This is a genomic window from Gammaproteobacteria bacterium (assembly GCA_015709635.1).
Classification (GTDB): domain Bacteria; phylum Pseudomonadota; class Gammaproteobacteria; order Burkholderiales; family Nitrosomonadaceae; genus Nitrosomonas.
The window spans coordinates 2,932,840-2,951,737 of record CP054180.1; the positions used below are offsets into that span (position 1 = coordinate 2,932,840).

Genomic DNA, 18,898 nt, shown 5'->3' on the forward strand with positions numbered 1-18,898 from the left:
CAATCAACATTTTTCCAGCAATTCCTCTAACGCTGCCGTTACCTGCCGGGACTCGGTTTTCATCTTCGCCAGCAGCTTGGCTGCCTTGCTCACATGATTTTTATCCCCGTATTCCTCCAACTGGCAGCATATGTCTGCAAGCAAATCCGCACCGATATTGGCCGCGCTCGATTTGAAGGTATGCGCGGCTTTTATCAGCGCACCACGATCAGCAGCGGCAATGGCATTTTCGATTTGTGTTTCAAAGTCAGGCGCTGACGACAAATAAATTGCGATCAGTTTCTTCAGAAACCCGGTTCCACCCTCGGGGTCCATTTGCCGCCAGATATTGAGCTTATCTAAATTGAGCACAGGATTATTCATCGATTACCTGATCATCCGAATAATAAAACCGTTTTGTTTTATTGAACTCCATGAATCACTTCCAGCATCATCACCCAGCGGACGATCTATCAGAGCAGATCGCCCTCTGGGTTTATCGTGGATTGGTTGATTATTTCTTCACAAAATCAACCAGCTTCTGATAAGTAAACAAATAATCCTGCGCTTGCAGCGGTGTATGGCATTGCACGCAGTTCAGTTCGTTGCTTTTTGCCGTGCCATCCGGATTATAAAGCGCAAATCCCCAATCGCCGGTGCGATTTTCCTTTGGAAATGAAGCATCCCAATTATTGCGGTTTTCCATTACTGCAACAGCAGCCAGCGAATCGATTTCGAAGAGTCCATCGCTACCGGCGACTGGTTTACCATCCGCGCCTTTTTTAGGGGTATAGATTTCCATCACCACAACTCCACCAGGAGCGCTTTTATTTCCTTGCTTATAGCCGGCAATCGCAGCTTCGTTGGCGTACAACTTAGCAACCTGCGTCTGGTTTGCGCGATTCATGGTGGCATACTGAGTGAAAGTCTTATTGTAATCCGCAGGAAACTTGACATGCTCCGGGTCTCCGCCGGCATAAACGCTAACTGAGGTAATGGCTAATACTGCGGCAATGGCTCTCAATGTATTTTTCATGTTCCTTCTCCTTGATAGAAATTTCTGGATTAAACAGGTTTTGGAGCGCTATCATACCGCATTCAACGGTAAAAATTGTTGACTCAAAGAATGCCTTATCAACCGGCCAGATCCGCAACCAGCTTGATCGATAAATAAATGACCAGCACCGCGACCGCCAGGTGGATCGCAAAACTGACAGGATTTTCTTTAACCGCATCCCGGAAAGTTTTATTTTTTCCTTCCCGCTGCAAGCGGGCATACTCCTCCCGTATCCTAATGGCTCTCTCACTTTGATAAGCATCCAGCAATGCGCGCGCGTGTTCAAACTGACTGTCATCTGTAAGCCAGATCGCCGGCATCGATACCCCCCAGTTTCCCGCTGAGGTTTCGTAAAAATCGATCGCGTTACTGGTCAGCAAATCACGCACATCCTGCGCTTCATCGTCGGAAACATCGGTAAGCCGGAATAAAATTTTTGCCATGAAGGATCTTTTGATATGTTATTTTCTGTGAGGGAAGCTCTGAAAAACTACTGCGCCCGGTCATGCTGTGTTACATCAGACTCAGAATGCTCATTTACCATTGTAAATTGCGCCTTTTCGCCTGATTCCGCCTTGCCTGACTATCGCTCGCTACTTTTTCAGAGCTTCCTTAGGTAAAAATTAATCAGTACTCAGTGATACTCACACTGTGTGCAAATTTATTATTAAGTCATGAAAAATAGCAATACCCATTTAAAGTTGGTCTGAATAAATGAAAAAAACCGTACTCATTACCGGATGCTCCAGCGGAATCGGCTACTGCGTCGCCAAAGGTTTGCAGGCACGCGGCTATCGCGTCTTTGCCACAGCCAGAAAACGCGATAGCGTCGAAAAGCTGCTGGCGGAAGGACTGGAAAGCTTCCGTCTGGATTTAACCGACTCCAATTCGATTCACTTTGCTTTTGAAGAAACCATGCGCCGCACCAATGGTGAACTCTATGCGCTCTTCAATAATGGCGCATTCGGCTTGCCCGGCGCAGTGGAAGACTTAAACCGCGACGCCCTGCGCGCGCAATTCGAGACCAACGTATTCGGCTGGCAGGAATTGACCAATCTTGCGATCCCGGTGATGCGCCAACAAGGCTATGGACGCATCATTCAGAACAGCTCGGTGCTGGGCTTCGTTGCGCTGCCTTTCCGGGGCGCCTACAACGCTTCAAAATACGCCATCGAAGGCTTGAGCGACACGCTGCGCCTGGAACTCAAAGGCAGCAACGTGTACGTCAGCTTGATCGAGCCGGGACCGATCTCCAGTCTGTTCCGCATGAACGCCGTCAAAGCGCTGCAAAAATACATCGACATCGAAAACAGCGTTCATCGCGAAAAATATCAAGGGGTGCTGGCGCGTTTGAATAAGCAAGGCCCTGCGGTCCCGTTCACGCTGCCACCCGAAGCCGTGCTGAAACGGGTGATTCACGCGCTGGAAGCCAGCAAGCCGCAAGCACGTTATTACGTGACCGTTCCGACCTATCTGTTCGGCATTCTCAAACGCATACTCAGCACGCGTGCGCTGGATGCAATACTTGCAAAATCAGGAAACAACAACTGATCAGGGAAACTTAGGGAAACGCTGATTAATTCGGCGGACGAGATGAAGCACGAGGCGCACGGAACACAGCAACCGAGACATATCAATAAGATAGGCGAGGAAGCGAGTACCGTGCAACGAAGTGATTCGCTCGTATAGTCAATTAATCAGCGTTTCCTTAAGTTCAGCCGGGGAAGAAACACATGTCCGCAAGACTTTCCAGGCAATGTTGCCGAAAAACGGATCGCCTCGCAAAGATGCGTTAACCATAGTGCTGTCTATTTGCTGCAACAGCAAAGCAAATGCATAAACCGGCTTGTCGTTGTCACTGCGCTGTGTGGCTGATTGAACTTCCACCGCCGGATTGCCATAAATCAGAATAGCATCGGGATTCGACGGTGCATACGTGGCGATAGCGTTGCGCAGATAACGGGTATCGTAGGCATGAATCTCCGATGCGTGAATATCGGGATATTGCCGGTTCTTGAATTGCAACGGCCGCAAAAACGACCGTCCGTCGGATTGCAGCTTGGCGGTCACACACGCCGCGAGCGCGGCATGTTCTCCGGCCAATTTTTCTTCGAAGCGCTGCGTTTTGCCGGTTGTATCGTGCAAATTCGCGCATGCTGCCATAAAGGATACGGTTACAACCACAATCCAGCGCTTCATCGCAACACTTCCGAAAAAAATGGTACAGCGATTGATGAGCAGCTCGTTGCCAATCAAACGCTAGCCGCCAAAATAAACGTACGGTTTCATCGGCTCGGCAGACTCCTTGAAACGTTTGCGCTCGTCCAGATTCTGCTCTTTGTCCCACCAAACGCTGCGCGCCTCCAGCCGCTTTTCTTGCACTTGCGGATTTTTTTCCAGAAATTCACGCATGAATCGGGTGTTTTCTGATTCGTAGTTATAATCCATCACTTATCCCCTGCAGTAAAATTGCAAAAGCCGAACTTTAGCACAGACCTCATTTTCGATACAGTCCCGCCCTTTACTCCCAATCTTACAAGCAAATCGTGCGCCGCCATGCAGCAATGCTAGAATGCCGCTGTTATCACCACTTCCCAATTTAACTGCCCTACCGGCAATTTTTCTTCATGCTTGTTCTCGGTATTGAAACGTCTTGCGACGAAACCGGAATCGCGCTTTATGACACCACGCGCGGCTTACTCAGTCACGCGCTGTATTCGCAAATCGCCATGCACCGCGAATACGGCGGTGTGGTGCCGGAGCTGGCGTCGCGCGATCACATCCGCCGCGTGTTGCCGTTGATCCGGCAAGCCTTGCATGATGCGCATCATCAATTGCACGACATCGATGCAATTGCTTACACCCAAGGCCCAGGATTGGCCGGTGCGTTGCTGGTCGGCGCCAGCATCGGCGCTGCGCTTAGTTTTGCGCTGAACATTCCGGCACTCGGCATCCACCACCTCGAGGGTCACTTGCTATCGCCTTTACTGTCCACACCGGCACCAGCCTTCCCGTTCATCGCGCTACTAGTTTCCGGCGGCCATACCCAATTGATGCAAGTCGACGCTGTCGGCCACTATCGATTGCTGGGTGAAACAGTCGACGACGCCGCCGGTGAAGCATTCGACAAAACTGCCAAATTATTGGGGCTCGGTTATCCCGGCGGCGCGGCGTTATCACAACTCGCCCGGCAAGGCCGGCCGAGGCAATTCAAGCTGCCGCGCCCCATGCTCAACAGCGGCGATCTGAATTTCAGTTTCAGCGGCCTGAAAACCGCGGTACTGACCTTGCTCAACAAGCAGGAAGCCGGCGATCAAATCCGCGCCGACATCGCATCGGCTTTTCAAGAAGCAGTGGTGGAAGTATTGACGGAAAAATCACTAGCGGCGCTGGCGCAAACCGGATTGAAGCAACTGGTCGTGGCGGGTGGGGTCGGCGCTAACGAACAACTGCGCCGCGCGCTCAGCGCAAAAGCCGCAGCAAAAGGCGCCACGGTATTTTACCCGGAGCTGGAATTCTGCACCGACAACGGCGCCATGATCGCGTTTGCCGGTGCTATGCGCCTGCAAGCCATGCCGGAGCCTGTTCGGCAACCGGCAAGCAGTTTTACCGTCAATGCACGCTGGAATCTGGAAATGCTGGAAACGCCTGAAGCCGATTAAATGTCGGGCGATTTTTTTTCGCCGATCCGCCCTTCCTTGCCCGCCAGCAGATTGACGATGTTCGACTGGTGACGCCAGATCAGCAGTAACGACATCGCCGAAACCGCCAAGGTGTCGGCTTCAAAACCCAGCAGACCGATGCTGTAAAGCGGCGCCAATACCGCTGCGACCAGAGCCGACAGCGACGAAATGCGCCAAACGAATGCAACCAGCAACCAGGTCGCCATCGCCAGCAGCCCCAGCCACACATTCAGGCCGAGTAGCACGCCAACTGCGGTCGCCACACCTTTGCCCCCTTGGAAACGTAAAAACACCGGGAACACATGACCGAGAAATACCGCCAGCGCCGCCGCGGCGACCGCCTCATCACCCATCCCCCATTGCGGCGCATAAGCTTGCGCCAGAAAAACCGCCAGCCAGCCTTTTCCGGCGTCACCGAGCAACGTCAGCACCGCCGCGGCTTTCTTGCCGCTACGCAGCACATTGGTCGCGCCGGGATTTTTCGAACCGTACGAGCGCGGATCGGGTAGTTTAAAAATCCAACTGGAAATCAGCGCAAACGGCACGGAGCCCAGCAAATAAGCCAGCACGGCAAACAGCAATAACGTCATCAGATTCGCACCACTTGGAAAAAATAGACTAGAATCCGGTATCGCCCGCTTCCATTAAGCTTCCGGCCATACCCGAACAATCCGCACATTTTAGCGCTTAATCATTCATGGATATCATTTTTCTGCACGACCTCAAAGCCAAAACGCTGATCGGCGTTTATCCGTGGGAGCGCATCGTGCCGCAAACCATTCAATTGGATCTGGAAATCGCCCTCCCCAGTAGCCGCGCCTGCCGGACGGACAACATTAATGATGCGCTCGATTACGCATTGATCGTCGAGCGCATCAACGACATTCTGACGAATAAACATTTCTCGCTGCTGGAAGCGCTGGCCGAGCATATCGCGCAAACCATCCTAAGCGAATTTCACTCACCGTGGGTCAAGGTCAGCGTCGCCAAACTGGGCATTATCCGTGGGGTAAAGAAGCTGGGAATCCGTATTGAGCGAAAAGCTAATATCAACCACATAGAGAATAATTAGACGAAAATCACTCAGGTTTTCACAATCTCTTTGTGTACGATAAAGATCGTTTTCATGACAAAATTTTCAATGTTTCTAGAAAATTATCTCTTATTTAGATAATCAAAAAATTTACAACAACTAACACCATAGTTGATAATACAATTTATCCATGCTGAATCAGGAGGTATGCTATGCGCACAATACAAGTTACCGCTGTTTTTTATGCAGCTCTCGCAATATTGCTTATGAATAGCACCGTTACCGCACAAGATATCAGCGATATTCAAAGACAATTCAATGCCGAAACGACCGGCAAGCCTTTCAGTGTCCCCGACAACGCCACGCTGACGAAAGCGCTGAAGGAAGCCACCGATAGAGGTACGCCGACTAAAACGCCAAATTATCAGCCAGGTTGTTTCGGCCTAGGCTGTGTTTTGGGGCAGAATTATGGCTACGGTGGCTATTTCGGCGGTTATACGCGACCGTATTACGGCGGTTTGTATGGCGCCGGCAATTATCTGCCGTATTATTACGGCTGGTAATTTTAAAAAAACCGACAAACCGTTTCGATCACGCCAACAATTCAATTAATTCAATTTTTCATTCAATCATCAAAAGGGAGATGCAATGGATTACTCCATTAACAAGAATACCTGGGTACTAACAGGAATCATGCTGTGTTCTTTGATTTTAAGCGGGTGTGCCGCAGTTCATACATCCATTGCCAAGAAAGATCTGGATGTGCAAACCAAAATGAGCGATTCCATTTTTCTGGATCCTGTCGAGCCGGATAAAAAAGTCATCTACCTGAATATTCGCAACACCTCCGACAAAACCAATTTTGATATTACCGCAACAGTCGCCCGAGCATTGGAAGGGCGCGGCTACCGTATCACCACCAATCCGAAAGAAGCGCATTACTGGCTGCAAGCCAATGTGCTGAGTGTCGACAAAGCCAGTCCGACCGCTGCAGAGGCCGCGCTGAGAGCGGGATATGGCGGCATGGGTAGCGCAGCCTTGGGTGCTGCCGTGGGAACAGCCACTGGCGCAGCGATGGGCGGTTGGACGGGCGCCGGTATTGGCGGGCTGGCTGGCGCGGCGGCATTCGGTGTCGCCAGCACGATCGCCGACGCCGCTGTCAAGGATGTCACGTTTATGGCGATCACCGATGTCGAGATCGCGGAACGCGCCGAAGAGGGTGTCATTGTGCGCGAAGACCGGCAGCAGGATGCCAAACAAGGCGTGGGCGGCGCCAGAAGACAATCTTCCACAAAAGTCAGCGAAATGAACAAATTCCGCACCCGCGTAGTGAGCACGGCCAATAAGGTCAATTTGCAGTACGAAGAAGCCGCGGTTGAATTGACCAATGGATTGGCGCGTTCCATCTCCGGGCTTTTCTAGAATCGAGTTTCAGGCATTGGAATTTGTGAAATCCACTACATTTCCCGGTCGCAGATGATCGCGGCCGGGAAACATGTTCTCATCTCACCGCACAATACTCTTCAACCTAGCATCGTTTTCTTATTTACAAGGAGTGCATGATGCCAAGAAAAACAATCCCTGCTGCGCTGGTCTTGATTCTATTTCTTACTGTTTCCACAGCTCAAGCGCAAAAAAACAATCCGGCTGCCGACAGCCGTGATGCCATCAACCGCATGACAAAAGAACTGGGACTCAACGAAACGCAGCGGACTAAAGTCGAAACCATTCTTAACACAGAGAAAAAGAAAGTTGAAGCCGTCTTTGCCGAAGAAAGAAAAAAACTGCAATCGATTCAGGAAGAAACCCGATCCAACTTGAAAGCAGTATTGACCCCGGAACAAATGGGAAAACTGGAAAACAAAATGCGTCAGGAAAGCAATAAAAACGCACCGCAGAAAAAGTAATCGATCAAGCCTCGATTGATGATCGATAGCGCGCCGGATCGGCCACACCTGCCGCTTCGAATCCCGCTGTGCGAATCCGGCAGGAGTCGCAAATACCGCATGCCCGCCCCGCTTCATCCGCTTGATAGCAAGAAACCGTCAGGCCGTAATCCACTCCCAAAGCCAGCCCGGTTTGGATGATTTCCTTTTTGGATAAATGCATCAGCGGCGTATGAATCGTTAATTTTTTTCCTTCAACACCTGCTTTAGTAGCGAGATTCGCCATTTGCTCGAAAGCCTGGATGTATTCCGGGCGGCAATCCGGGTAACCGGAATAATCGACCGCATTCACACCGACAAAAATATCCTGACTTCCCAAGACTTCCGCCCACGCCAGTGCCAGCGACAGCATGATAGTGTTCCTCGCGGGCACATAGGTAACCGGAATTTCCGTTTTTTCTCCGGCGATTGGAACTTCAATCGCATCATCGGTCAACGCCGATCCGCCAAAGGCGGTCAGGTCGAGTGTGATTATTTGATGCTGATGTGCACCGAGTGAGCGCGCAACCTTTTTTGCCGCCTCCAGCTCCGAGCGATGCCGTTGCCCGTAATCGACACTCAACGCATAGCACTGAAAACCTCGATCGCGCGCGATCGCCAGCACCGTCACAGAATCCAATCCGCCGGACAGCAATACTACGGCTTTTTTCATCGTCCCGGCCCCTCGCCCCACAGCAGTTTGTGCAATTGCAGTTGCATCCTGACCGGCAGTTGATCACGCAGAATCCAATCCGCCAATGTTGCAGGATTCAGATGACCATGAACCGGTGACAATAACACCGGACATCGCTGCGACAACCTCTGATCATGAATCACGCCGCTGGCCCAACGGTAATCGGCTTCATCGCACAGCACAAATTTGATCTCGTCGCGCGGCGACAAGAAGTCGAGATTACTCCAGTTATTTTTGGCAACTTCACCCGAGCCGGGTGTTTTGATATCCATAATCTTCGACACTCGCGTATCGACGTTGGATAAGTCCAGCGCACCGCTGGTCTCGAGCGATACCGAATAGTTCGCATCGCACAATGCGGTCAACAAAACCAGACATACTTTCTGCGCCAACGGTTCGCCGCCGGTGACCGTAACATAGGGTGTTTTATAGCGTGCGACTTGTTCCAGAATCGCACCGATCGTTATCGTTTCACCACCGCTGAAGGCATACGCGGTATCGCAATAACCACAGCGCAAAGGACATCCTGTCAAACGCACGAAAACCGTCGGCAAGCCGACCCGGCTGGTCTCACCTTGTAAAGAAAAGAAAATTTCACTGATACGCAAGGTTGCCGTTGCTAGCGCTTGCATCATGTCGATCGCCTGAAGAAAAGATACTGATTATAGTGTTTGCGGATGATACGGAAAACTGCGGTTGGTCGGCTTTTTTCAAGCCGGAGACTTACTTGATGTTGGCCAATCGTTGTTTGGCTTTTTTTGCTGCATCGCTTTGCGGATATTTCGCCAGGATATTTTCCAGTGTGTGCTTGCTGGCCTTGCTATCGCCCATTTCCAGCTGGCTGGTAGCGATATTCAGATAAGCATCCGGCACTTTATTGCTGTTCGGGTATTTGCTGATCAATCTTTTCTGCGCATCAATCGCCAATTGGTAGTCACGCAATGCGTAGCGCGCATTGCCGATCCAGTAAGCGGCACCGGGCGCTAAGTTGGATTGCGGATAATTTTCCAGAAAACTTTCAAATTGCGTAATCGCGTTAGCGTATTCACCATTTTTGAACAAATCGAACGCTGCTTTATACGCGCTGCTTTCCGTTGTACCGGCGGGTGCCGGTTCATTTGCCGCTAGCGCACCGGAATCCGCCGCCACCGCAGAATCCGTTTCAACGGCGGATGGCGATTCCGGTACGGCGGTTGCCGCATCGGCCGGCGCTACAGCCGCACGCTGTTCTTTTGGCGCAGGCTCGGCCATGCTGTGCGGCGTGCTTTTCGGTGCCGGATGAGAAGAGGGCGCTCGCTTGTCAGGCTGCTCGATCGCACGTAACCGGTTGTCCAAGTCGATATAGAAATCCCGTTGCCGCTTTTGTAACAGCGTATTATCGTTACTCAGCATTTCTATCTGCCCGTTCAGTTTCCCCAGTTCCTGTTCCAGCGTTTCGACTTTGCTGTAGAGCTCCAGCAATGCCTGGCTATTCAGCGCCTGCTCCATCTTGGCAATACGCGCTTCCATTTCTTTAACCTGTTTACGCAACGCATCAACCTGCTCGCGTGCCTCATCATCGCCAAACAATGCGGCATGGCTGACGCTGCTGCACAGCAATACCAACAGAAGAAAAGCGCGTATCAGCATGTTTATTCGCCTCGGTACAGGATGTCGGTACGGCGGTTCTGGCTCCAAACCGATTCACCTTGTCCCAGTGCGCGCGGTTTTTCTTCGCCCAGACTGACGGATTCGATTTGCGCATCGCGCGCACCCGCCAAGGTCATCATGTTCTTGACGCTATCGGCACGGCGCTGACCTAACGCCAGATTGTATTCGCGGCTGCCGCGATCGTCGGTGTTTCCTTGCAGGATTACACTGGCGCTGGCGTTATCACGCAAGAAGCGGGCATGCGCCAACACGAGTTCGCGGTATTCGCCTTTGACGCTATAGCTGTCATAGTCATAATAAACGCTGCGCTGCGACAAAATGCTGTTCGGATCATTCAGTTGACTGAAGTAACCGGGTCTGCCCCCGCCGCTTCCTCCCAAATCGCTGCTGCTCATGCCGCCACCGCTGCTCGAATCCGCGGCAAGATCGTCCACTTCGGGTTGCGTGGTTTGACTGGCGCACGCCGATAACAGAACGATCAATGAAATACCTAATAACTTCCTCATTTATTAACTCCTTGTGATTAAAAATTGCGCATTACTTCCATTTCGGCAAAGGCCCCCACGACGGCTCTCGGATATCGCCTGTTTGAACTGACAGATGCTGCCTGGTCTGCCCGTCTCTGGAAACAGCGGATAATATACCATGCCCGTTAATCTCGGTTGCATACAAGATCATCTTGCCATTCGGCGCAAAGCTGGGAGATTCGTCGAATTTGGAATTCGTCAGTATTTGCACCTGGCGCGAACCGACTTCCTGAACTGCCACATTAAATTGACCATTGTTACGGTGGATAAAAGTGAAGCTTTTACCGTCACGGCTATAATCCGGACTGACATTGTAGTTGCCTTCAAAAGTGAGGCGCTCGGCATTACCGGATTCCGAATCGGTTACCGGCATGCGATAAATCTGCGGACTGCCGCCGCGATCGGAAGTAAACAGGATGTGCCGCCCATCCGGAGAGAAACTCGGTTCGGTATCGATTCCGGAGCTTCTGCTCAACCTCTGCAAACCGCTGCCATCCGCATTCACCAGGAAAATTTGCGACCCGCCGTGCCCGGACAACACCACGGCCAACTTCTTACCATCGGGAGACCAAGCCGGAGCGCTGTTGCTGCCTTTGAAACTGGCTACCGCTCTCCGTTCGCGCGTCGACAATGTCTGCACATACACGACCGGTTTTTTATTTTCAAAGGAAACATAAGCCAATTGATTGCCATCCGGCGACCATGCGGGTGAAATGATCGGTTCGGTATATTCGATGATCGATTGCGCGTTATGACCATCCGAATCAGCAACCTGCAAGGCATATTTGCTGCCGCGTTTGAGCACGTAGGCGATTCGCGTGCTGAAAACTCCCACATCCCCGGTCAGCGCCTCATAAATGACATCCGCGATGCGATGAGCAGCGGCGCGTAATTGCGTAGTCGGCACAGTAATCGCCAAACCGGTCAATTGTGATTTCTTTGCAACATCCATCAAACGGAATTGTATTTCCACTTGCTCGCTGGAGAGCGCAATCACGCGGCCGATCACCAATGCATTGGCGCCACGATTGGCCCAATCGGCATATACGACTTCCATGGGCACATGCGGCGATAAGCCCGCCGGATCGACCAGCTTGAACAAGCCGGTACGCTGCAAATCGGCACTGATGACGGTCGTAATGCTTTGCTGCAGTTTATTTTCATCGGCAAAAGGAACGATCGCAATCGGGATGCGCGACGCACCGCCGCCAAAAATTTCGATATTCAATTGCGCGTACGAATGTGCGCTGATCAGACATAAAAACAAAATCCACGCACTGCGGATAGACTTGAAGCAATAAGTTGACATAGCAGTTAAGTTTTAGAAAAACACAAAATTACCAGCCGATTATAACAATCATTCACGGTAATGCACGGTAATATTCAAATTGCGGAACTCGTTAAACAATGCAGAATCAGGCGGCAATGGCAGCGGTTTGGACAGAAAGATCGCGCGTTCGACTGCGTTGTCAAAAGACGCGTGTCCGCTGCTTTTACTTAATTTGACATCGAGAATATCCCCGCCCGGAAGCAGGGTGACTCTGAATTCCGCAACCGGATTACCCGGCAAATCCGGCGGCATCACGATTCTGCTCCTTATTTTGGCAAGAATCAGCGCCTTGTACTTGCCGATCTCACTCGTCACCTGATTCTTCGCTGCAGCCTGCTGCGCGGCACGCTGCGCTTCCGCTTCGCGTTGCGACTTGGCTTCCTGCTCACGTTGCCGTTGCGCCGCTAGCTCTTGTTCTTTTTGTTTCTGTAGTTCCTTTTGCTTTTCCAGCGCTTTCTGCTTCTCCGCTTCCTTTTGTTTTGCTAATTCTTTTTGCTTTTCCAGTTCTTTTTGTTTCTCCAATTCTTTCTGCTTTTCTAATTCTTTCTTCTTCTCCAGCTCCTTCTTTTTCTCGAGCTCCTTTTGTTTTTCCTGTTCCTTTAACTTTTCCTGCTCTTTAATTTTCTCTTGTTCCTTTTTCTTTTGCGCTTCCAGATCCGGCTTAGTTTCTTTAACCGGCTCCGGCTTCTCCTTCATTGCGATATCGGGCTTCTTGACGGGTGGCGTCACTGCCGCTTTGGGCGGCGCAGGTTTTACCGGCTCCGGTTTCGGCACCTCGGGCTTAGGCGGTTCCGGCTTTGGTGGCTCGGGTTTTACCGGTTCCGGCTTGGGTGGTTCCGGTTCCTTTAACAGCTCCTGCACAGGCTTAGGCTGCTTCGGCGGAGCTTGCGTTTTTACCGGTTCTTGTACAGGCTTGGGTAATTCGGTCCAGATATCGACAACCATCCCTTCCGGCGGATGATCTTTCCAGCTCACGCCAAAAACCAATAACGCAACAAAAACCAGATGTACCAGCACTGCCAGCACACCCGAGAGTAATGATTTCGGTTCGGAATGGGGAGAATTGCGCAAGACGCTCGCACTCATGACACGTCGTTTATTTCTGCTGAGCCAGCAAGCCTACTTTCTGCACTTGATTTTGCTGCAGAATGTCCATCACCTTAATGACTTCTTCGTAGCGTACATTTTTATCCGCCGCAATCACCACCGGTTGTTCGGCATTCTGCGCCTGTTTTTGCTTGATCGCTTCGATCAATTGTTTACGGTCCACTTTTAGTTCCGTCGCGGACTTTGCACGGTCGCGCAAGGTAAGGCCGCCGTCCGCCTTGATGATCACCTCCAACGGCGCCGCCGGTGTCGCCAGGGATTTGCCGATCTGCGGCAATTCAATTTGTCCGTGATTGATCATTGGCGCCGTGATCATAAAAATGATCAGCAGCACCAGCATCACATCAATGTAGGGCACCACATTGATCTCATTCATTAATCTATGCTTGGCACGACGCGCCATAACAACCTCTCAGTCTTGTTTATTCAGCTGCTCGCCGTTGCAACACATTGGACAACTCTTCCATGAAACTCTCAAAGCGCGTCGCCAGTTGATCGGTTCTGCTGGCGTAGCGGTTGTAGGCAACCACGGCCGGAATCGCCGCGAATAATCCCATTGCGGTGGCAATCAACGCTTCGGCAATCCCTGGCGCGACATGGGCGATGGTCGCTTGGGTGACGCTCGATAAACTGCGGAAGGAATTCATAATGCCCCATACGGTACCGAACAGACCGATGTAAGGACTGACCGATCCGACGGTAGCCAGAAACGACAAATGGGACTCCAGGTAATCCATTTCCCGCTGATAGGTAGCACGCATGGCTCTGCGCGTACTCTCCATCACCGCCTCCAGATCGGAACCGGCAGGATGTTTGGTAAATTCACCAAAACCGGCGGCGAAAATACGTTCCAGGCTGCCTGACTCATAGCGGGAGCTGGTCGTGCGCTGATACAGCGCATTCAAATCGGCGCCGCGCCAGAAAACATCCTCGAAATCATCGGTTTTCTTTATCTCGTAGCGGATGACAAACAATTTGCGGAAAATAAACCACCACGACGACAGCGAAATCATTACCAGAATCAGCATCACCAGTTGCACCAGCACACTGGCGCTACTGATCAAATGCAGAAATGACAAATCTTGTGTTACTGTTGTGCTCATGCGACTTTCCTAATTTTCTCACGTAATGGCGCAGGAATACGCGCTGGTTTGAGCGTTTCCGCGCCGACACACACCACCTGAACCGTGGCATTCACCAGCTTGACATGACTGCAGGTGATTTCCTGCAGTAATGCGATACGGCTCCCGCCGACTTCGGTAACCGCGACCGACACGTGCAGCAGATCATCCAGTACGGCCGGTTTTAAATATTCAATCTCCAATGCACGCACCATGAACAATATCTTATGAATTTCACTTAACGCATGCACATTGAACCCCAAGGCTCTGAGCCACTCGTAGCGTGCCCGCTCCAGGAAATTCAGATAAATCGAATGATAGACCACACCGCCCGCATCCGTATCCTGATAATAAACGCGGATCGGGAGCGAAAAATTATCGTTTAGCATTGTGAATTGAATACCGGACTGTATGATACCTCATACCGGTCACTTCCCTAAGCGGGAAAAACACCGGTCGACAAATAGCGATCGCCACGATCACATACGATAAAGACGATCACGGCGTTTTCAACCGCAACGGATAGACGCAGTGCCGCCGCTAGCGCACCGCCGGATGAAATACCGGCAAAAATTCCTTCTTCGCGCGCCAGACGGCGTGTCATGTCTTCCGCCTCAGTCTGGGAGACATAAATCATCTCATCGACTTGCTTAGCATCGAAAATTTTCGGCAAATACGCCGGCGACCATTTGCGGATACCGGGAATTTGCGCACCTTCTTCCGGCTGCACCCCGATCACTTTCACCGGCATTTGCTGTTCCTTGAAGAATCGCGAGCATCCCATGATGGTTCCAGTTGTTCCCATGCTGCTGACAAAATGCGTGATTTTTCCTTGCGTATCGCGCCAGATTTCCGGTGCCGTGCCTTCATAATGCGCCAGCGGATTATCCGGGTTGGCAAATTGATCGAGAATGATGCCCCGCCCTTCGGCGCGCATTTTTTCCGCCAGATCGCGCGCTTGCTCCATGCCGCCGCTTTTCGGCGTCAGAATGATTTTCGCGCCGTAAGCGCTCATCGATTGGCGCCGCTCGATACTGAGGTTTTCCGGCATGATCAACACCATGCGGTAACCCATGATGGCGGCAGCCATCGCCAGCGCAATGCCGGTATTGCCGCTGGTTGCTTCGATCAGGGTATCGCCCGGTTTGATTTCCCCACGTTTCTGCGCATGGGAAATCATCGACAAGGCCGGCCGGTCTTTTACCGAACCGGCTGGATTATTGCCTTCAAGTTTGGCAAGAATGACATTCTGGGTTTTTCCGGGCAGGTGCTTGAGTCTTACTAAAGGCGTGTTACCGATATAATTTTCAATCGTTTTAAACATGAATTCAGACTTTATAACTGACATTTGAGATTATCGCATAACCGGCATTGAAACAATGTAACTGTACAAATAAAAACCCCTCTGAATCACATAGGCTGATTAATTAGCCAAGCATGATATGCAAGCGGTGTGCTTGCCGCCAATTAAGATACAGCTGTGCAACGGACTTATCTACAGTGTAAGAATTTCCGGCGTTATTACACTATTCGCATCCGGCTTGTTTGGCATCATGCCCGCTATCGCTCCAAATCAGGGAGCGGTAGTCAAAACCGTTTTCGATCGTGGGTTTGATGATGTCGAAGTAGGGTGAGATATCAAAATCGCGCGGGGTGAACAAGCTATAGTTACGGATGTGATAGATATCCGCGTAGCAATCCGTGTGCATCGGATCATCCGACCAGGTGCGCTGAATCTCCGGCAAAATTGGATAGCGCACCGATTCGAACGCTTGCGCGATCAACGTCGAGCAAATTGCACGCGTCGGGTCCCCGCTACCGAAAGCCAACATGCGTCTGCGCATTCTCCTTGGGACCGGAAGCGTAGGAAGCAGATAACGCGCGAGGTCAAAAATATGCTTGAGATCATATTTCTGGCCAAGGCGAGCGATGACATAATCCACCACCTGCTGACGATCTTCATTACTCAAGCCGACCGGACGGCAAATACGCGTGTGCATCCGCGCATAGTACGCTAACGGTATTGCGCGGACGCCTTCCTGCAAATCGGCTTCAACCAGTACCCGCGGCACCTCCCACTCCGAACCGGTAGATAGCGCATTGCCAATGTACAGTGTCGCATGTGACCAGGTGGATTGGGTAAGATATTTTATGGCGACACTGATACGGGTATTCCCTTCCACCAGTAACACATCGCCGGGTTGCAAATACTCTAAGAGCTTTTCCTGACTGATGGTTGCAACTTGAATACTTTGCCGCACCGGTTTGGTTAGAAAACCCGCCAGTCCGCGACCTACAATTTCAGTGACCTGCCCCATAAATCCTTCCTAATATTTGAATATGCCCGCGCATTTTGGCAGCAGGCGCATTCCGATCGCTATGTGAAGTAATAATGCATGGGATAATAGCCGCTACAAAAATTCACTTTTCTGGCGATGCAGCAGCTATGGCTGCATCTTTTGACGCAATCGGAACGTAACGCAAAAGATTGGGCGATCCGATGGCTTCCGCTTTGAATACGAAAACCATCGGATCAATTCACGCTATTCCGGTTATCTCAATGCGCTCAAATCCTGCTGCAACTTGGATTTGCACTGTTCGCCCTTATTGCCGATATCGAGCAAACCGGAGGTTCGCATGCATTCGTTATATTCAAACAAAATATCGTTCTTTTTCTGTGCGATTTCCAGCGAAGCCGACAGTTGCTTGACTTGCTGCGCGATATTTTTCAGATTGCTATCCGAAGCGGCACCGACACCTTCGATACTTTCCTTGGTCGCGTCCAGTTTTTTCAATGACACTTGATTGACTTTATTGACCTGCTCGGCAAATGCATGATTTGCTTTGTTGGAGTAATTGCGCAATTCATCGACGTTTTGCTGCGTAATGCCGGCTAATTTCGTTTGGTAGTTACCCAGTTCCCCTTGCACGAAAGTATTGATGTTCTCTTTGAAGTTATCCAGCGAGCCATCAATTTCCTGCTTGAATGCTTGCATTTTCCTTTCGATCAGAACCTTGACGTCATCGTCCAGCTTCTTGACAATCGAGTCGGAAATTTTCTCAACCGGTGGGCGCGAATCGATGATTTCTGTTTTTGCCGCGGCTAAATTGGATTTAATCTCATCGCCGAGCGATTTCTGTTTGCCGTCGATCTGATTGAGCGCATTTTTTTCACTTTCCGCAACCAGCCAGGAAATCAGCACCAGTTCTTTTTTCTTTTCATGATTAAGGCCATGCATCATCTCATCCAGAATACTCGCAGCCACTTCCTTATCGGCGATGCCTTTGGTATGTTTTAAGTTAGCCGAATCCAGATAATTCTGTAAATTTCCTTGAATCTCGCTGACATTGGCATCGGCGCGTGCAAATACCATCGATTGGCGATAAAACTCATACGGCAAATAAACGAATGCGAGCAAAGCGCACACAACCGATGCCGCGACTTTCCAGCGTTTGTGCTGAATGAAGAAACTCAGGCCGAGAAATACCAATACCAGAATGAAAACTGGCATCAGAATCTGCACTAGCTCCAGCCAGCCCCTTGCCAGCAGTGATTCGAGCGAAACAAACTTCAACATTTTGGCAATAAACTCGTTCATCTACGACTCCCCATAAGACGAAAAAATGCGATTAAACGTAACAGCTATGATTAAAAATGGTGATAATTTATCATGGTATAGCCGGTTGATTGTATAAACTTTAGGGAAGCTCTGAAAATGATAGCGAGCGGCGGCCGGGCAAGGCAAAATCAGGCGAAAAAGCGCGGTTTACAAATGATAAATGAGCATTTCGAATCTGATTTCAATGCAGCATGACCAAACTTAAATTTGACGCAGCGGAAAACCACAGTGAAAACAGCCTACATCTTCCACCCGGATTGTCTCAAACACGATATGGGCGCTTACCATCCAGAGTGTCCGCAGCGCTTAACCGCCATCGAAAACGAACTGAAAGCCACCAGATTGCTGGCGCAACTGCAACGTTACGAGGCGCCGCTGGCTACCACGGAACAATTGGCGCGCGCGCATACTGCGGATTACATCGAAAGCATCCGGCAAGCTTCGCCTGCTGCCGGTTTGATGGCATTGGATGCCGATACCGCGATGAATCCCTTTTCGCTGAGCGCGGCACTGCGCGCGGCGGGAGCGGTTGTACTGGCGACTGATCTGGTTCTGGCCGGTACGGTGAACAATGCGTTCTGCGCCGTCCGCCCGCCCGGCCATCACGCGGAATCGGATCGTGCCATGGGATTTTGCCTGTTCAACAATATCGCGGTGGGGGTGGCGCACGCGATTGCGCAGCACAATTTGCACCGAGTCGCCATCCTCGACTTTGATGTGCACCACGGCAACGGCAGCGAGGAGATTTTTCGTGACAACCCGCACGTCATGCTGTGTTCGACGTTTCAGCATCCCTTCTATCCCTACAGCGGCGCGAACAGCACCACCGAGCGCATAATCAACGTGCCGCTGCCGCGCGGCAGCAATGGCGGCGTATTCCGCCAAGCCGTCACCGACCACTGGCTGCCGGCGCTCGACCGCTTCAAACCCGATATGATCTTCGTCTCCGCCGGGTTCGACGCGCACCGCGACGACGACATGGCACAACTGCAATTCGAAGACGAAGACTATGTCTGGATCACGCGGCAGATCAAGGCGATCGCCGCAAAATACTCACACGGCCGCATCGTCTCGGCGCTGGAAGGCGGGTATGAATTGCAATCGCTGGGGCGGTGCGTGGCGGCGCATATTCGGGTATTGGCAGCGGATTGAACTGCGAAGTCAACCGGTAA

The 18,898-nt window shown here is 51.2% G+C and carries 24 protein-coding genes and 1 pseudogene; 7 read left to right on the forward strand and 18 right to left on the reverse strand.

Annotation, left to right across the window (positions count from 1 at the left end; all coding sequences use genetic code 11):
* Positions 1 to 3: 3 nt before the first annotated feature.
* The 3 genes from HRU78_13895 to HRU78_13905 form a co-directional block, all read right to left on the reverse strand.
* A complete protein-coding gene (locus HRU78_13895) occupies positions 4 to 363 on the reverse strand; it encodes an Hpt domain-containing protein (GenBank protein ID QOJ24604.1) in 360 nt (119 codons plus the stop codon).
* A 130-nt stretch (positions 364 to 493) separates the two neighbouring features.
* A complete protein-coding gene (locus HRU78_13900; protein ID QOJ24605.1) occupies positions 494 to 1,015 on the reverse strand; it encodes a cytochrome P460 family protein in 522 nt (173 codons plus the stop codon).
* A gap of 98 nt (positions 1,016 to 1,113) precedes the next feature.
* Positions 1,114 to 1,479, reverse strand: a complete 366-nt coding sequence (locus HRU78_13905; protein ID QOJ24606.1) for a hypothetical protein — start codon at positions 1,477 to 1,479, stop codon at positions 1,114 to 1,116.
* A 271-nt stretch (positions 1,480 to 1,750) separates the two neighbouring features.
* Here HRU78_13905 and HRU78_13910 point away from each other — a divergent pair, with 271 nt between their 5' ends.
* Entirely contained in the window at positions 1,751 to 2,587 is an 837-nt protein-coding gene (locus HRU78_13910) for an SDR family oxidoreductase (GenBank protein QOJ24607.1), read from the forward strand.
* Positions 2,588 to 2,725: 138 nt separating this feature from the next.
* Here the strand turns inward: HRU78_13910 and HRU78_13915 are convergent, their stop codons facing one another.
* Both HRU78_13915 and HRU78_13920 read right to left on the reverse strand, forming a co-directional pair.
* The gene (locus tag HRU78_13915) at positions 2,726 to 3,235 is read right to left on the reverse strand and encodes a hypothetical protein (GenBank protein ID QOJ24608.1); all 510 of its coding nucleotides are present in this window, start codon (positions 3,233 to 3,235) and stop codon (positions 2,726 to 2,728) included.
* Positions 3,236 to 3,295: 60 nt separating this feature from the next.
* Complete coding sequence (locus tag HRU78_13920; GenBank protein ID QOJ25070.1) at positions 3,296 to 3,484, reverse strand: DUF3460 family protein; 189 nt, start codon at positions 3,482 to 3,484, stop codon at positions 3,296 to 3,298.
* 179 nt (positions 3,485 to 3,663) lie between these two features.
* Here HRU78_13920 and tsaD point away from each other — a divergent pair, with 179 nt between their 5' ends.
* Positions 3,664 to 4,698 carry a tRNA (adenosine(37)-N6)-threonylcarbamoyltransferase complex transferase subunit TsaD gene (gene tsaD / locus HRU78_13925; GenBank protein ID QOJ24609.1) on the forward strand — a complete coding sequence of 345 codons (1,035 nt, stop codon included), beginning with the start codon at positions 3,664 to 3,666 and terminating at the stop codon, positions 4,696 to 4,698.
* Here the strand turns inward: tsaD and plsY are convergent.
* A complete protein-coding gene (gene plsY, locus HRU78_13930) occupies positions 4,695 to 5,309 on the reverse strand; it encodes a glycerol-3-phosphate 1-O-acyltransferase PlsY (protein ID QOJ24610.1) in 615 nt (204 codons plus the stop codon). The two genes, tsaD and plsY, sit on opposite strands and share 4 nt — an antisense overlap.
* Positions 5,310 to 5,416: 107 nt before the next feature.
* Here plsY and HRU78_13935 point away from each other — a divergent pair, with 107 nt between their 5' ends.
* The 4 genes and pseudogenes from HRU78_13935 (at position 5,417) to HRU78_13950 (ending at position 7,659) form a co-directional block, all read left to right on the forward strand.
* On the forward strand, positions 5,417 to 5,791 hold the full coding sequence (locus HRU78_13935) for a dihydroneopterin aldolase (protein QOJ24611.1): 375 nt from the start codon (positions 5,417 to 5,419) through the stop codon (positions 5,789 to 5,791).
* 173 nt (positions 5,792 to 5,964) lie between these two features.
* Positions 5,965 to 6,315 carry a hypothetical protein gene (locus HRU78_13940; GenBank protein QOJ24612.1) on the forward strand — a complete coding sequence of 117 codons (351 nt, stop codon included), beginning with the start codon at positions 5,965 to 5,967 and terminating at the stop codon, positions 6,313 to 6,315.
* An 85-nt stretch (positions 6,316 to 6,400) separates the two neighbouring features.
* Complete coding sequence (locus tag HRU78_13945) at positions 6,401 to 7,174, forward strand: complement resistance protein TraT (GenBank protein ID QOJ24613.1); 774 nt, start codon at positions 6,401 to 6,403, stop codon at positions 7,172 to 7,174.
* A gap of 224 nt (positions 7,175 to 7,398) precedes the next feature.
* Positions 7,399 to 7,659 (forward strand): annotated as a pseudogene (locus HRU78_13950) (hypothetical protein).
* Between the two features lie 4 nt (positions 7,660 to 7,663).
* Here HRU78_13950 and queC read toward each other — a convergent pair.
* The 12 genes from queC to HRU78_14010 form a co-directional block, all read right to left on the reverse strand.
* Entirely contained in the window at positions 7,664 to 8,350 is a 687-nt protein-coding gene (queC, locus tag HRU78_13955) for a 7-cyano-7-deazaguanine synthase QueC (GenBank protein ID QOJ24614.1), read from the reverse strand.
* On the reverse strand, positions 8,347 to 9,003 hold the full coding sequence (queE, locus tag HRU78_13960) for a 7-carboxy-7-deazaguanine synthase QueE (GenBank protein QOJ25071.1): 657 nt from the start codon (positions 9,001 to 9,003) through the stop codon (positions 8,347 to 8,349). Before queE ends, queC begins: the two co-directional genes overlap by 4 nt.
* Before the next feature lie 91 nt (positions 9,004 to 9,094).
* Positions 9,095 to 10,000 (reverse strand): tol-pal system protein YbgF, encoded by a 906-nt coding sequence (gene ybgF, locus HRU78_13965; protein QOJ24615.1) that lies wholly within the window; start codon positions 9,998 to 10,000, stop codon positions 9,095 to 9,097.
* Positions 10,001 to 10,002: 2 nt separating this feature from the next.
* Positions 10,003 to 10,527, reverse strand: coding sequence for a peptidoglycan-associated lipoprotein Pal (gene pal / locus HRU78_13970; protein QOJ24616.1), 525 nt, complete (start codon positions 10,525 to 10,527; stop codon positions 10,003 to 10,005).
* A 31-nt stretch (positions 10,528 to 10,558) separates the two neighbouring features.
* Entirely contained in the window at positions 10,559 to 11,857 is a 1,299-nt protein-coding gene (gene tolB, locus HRU78_13975; protein ID QOJ24617.1) for a Tol-Pal system protein TolB, read from the reverse strand.
* A gap of 48 nt (positions 11,858 to 11,905) precedes the next feature.
* A complete protein-coding gene (gene tolA / locus HRU78_13980) occupies positions 11,906 to 12,964 on the reverse strand; it encodes a cell envelope integrity protein TolA (GenBank protein ID QOJ24618.1) in 1,059 nt (352 codons plus the stop codon).
* A gap of 10 nt (positions 12,965 to 12,974) precedes the next feature.
* Positions 12,975 to 13,388: a protein TolR gene (tolR, locus tag HRU78_13985; GenBank protein ID QOJ24619.1), complete on the reverse strand. Its 414-nt coding sequence runs from the start codon at positions 13,386 to 13,388 to the stop codon at positions 12,975 to 12,977.
* Between the two features lie 19 nt (positions 13,389 to 13,407).
* A complete protein-coding gene (gene tolQ, locus HRU78_13990) occupies positions 13,408 to 14,088 on the reverse strand; it encodes a protein TolQ (protein ID QOJ24620.1) in 681 nt (226 codons plus the stop codon).
* Complete coding sequence (ybgC, locus tag HRU78_13995) at positions 14,085 to 14,495, reverse strand: tol-pal system-associated acyl-CoA thioesterase (protein QOJ24621.1); 411 nt, start codon at positions 14,493 to 14,495, stop codon at positions 14,085 to 14,087. Before ybgC ends, tolQ begins: the two co-directional genes overlap by 4 nt.
* Before the next feature lie 47 nt (positions 14,496 to 14,542).
* Positions 14,543 to 15,430, reverse strand: a complete 888-nt coding sequence (gene cysM, locus HRU78_14000; protein QOJ24622.1) for a cysteine synthase CysM — start codon at positions 15,428 to 15,430, stop codon at positions 14,543 to 14,545.
* A gap of 202 nt (positions 15,431 to 15,632) precedes the next feature.
* Positions 15,633 to 16,424 (reverse strand): lipo-like protein, encoded by a 792-nt coding sequence (locus HRU78_14005; GenBank protein ID QOJ24623.1) that lies wholly within the window; start codon positions 16,422 to 16,424, stop codon positions 15,633 to 15,635.
* Between the two features lie 234 nt (positions 16,425 to 16,658).
* Positions 16,659 to 17,705 (reverse strand): hypothetical protein, encoded by a 1,047-nt coding sequence (locus HRU78_14010; GenBank protein ID QOJ24624.1) that lies wholly within the window; start codon positions 17,703 to 17,705, stop codon positions 16,659 to 16,661.
* Positions 17,706 to 17,954: 249 nt separating this feature from the next.
* On the opposite strand from HRU78_14010, the gene HRU78_14015 reads away from it, so the two are divergent.
* The gene (locus HRU78_14015) at positions 17,955 to 18,878 is read left to right on the forward strand and encodes a histone deacetylase family protein (protein QOJ24625.1); all 924 of its coding nucleotides are present in this window, start codon (positions 17,955 to 17,957) and stop codon (positions 18,876 to 18,878) included.
* Positions 18,879 to 18,898 lie beyond the last annotated feature (20 nt).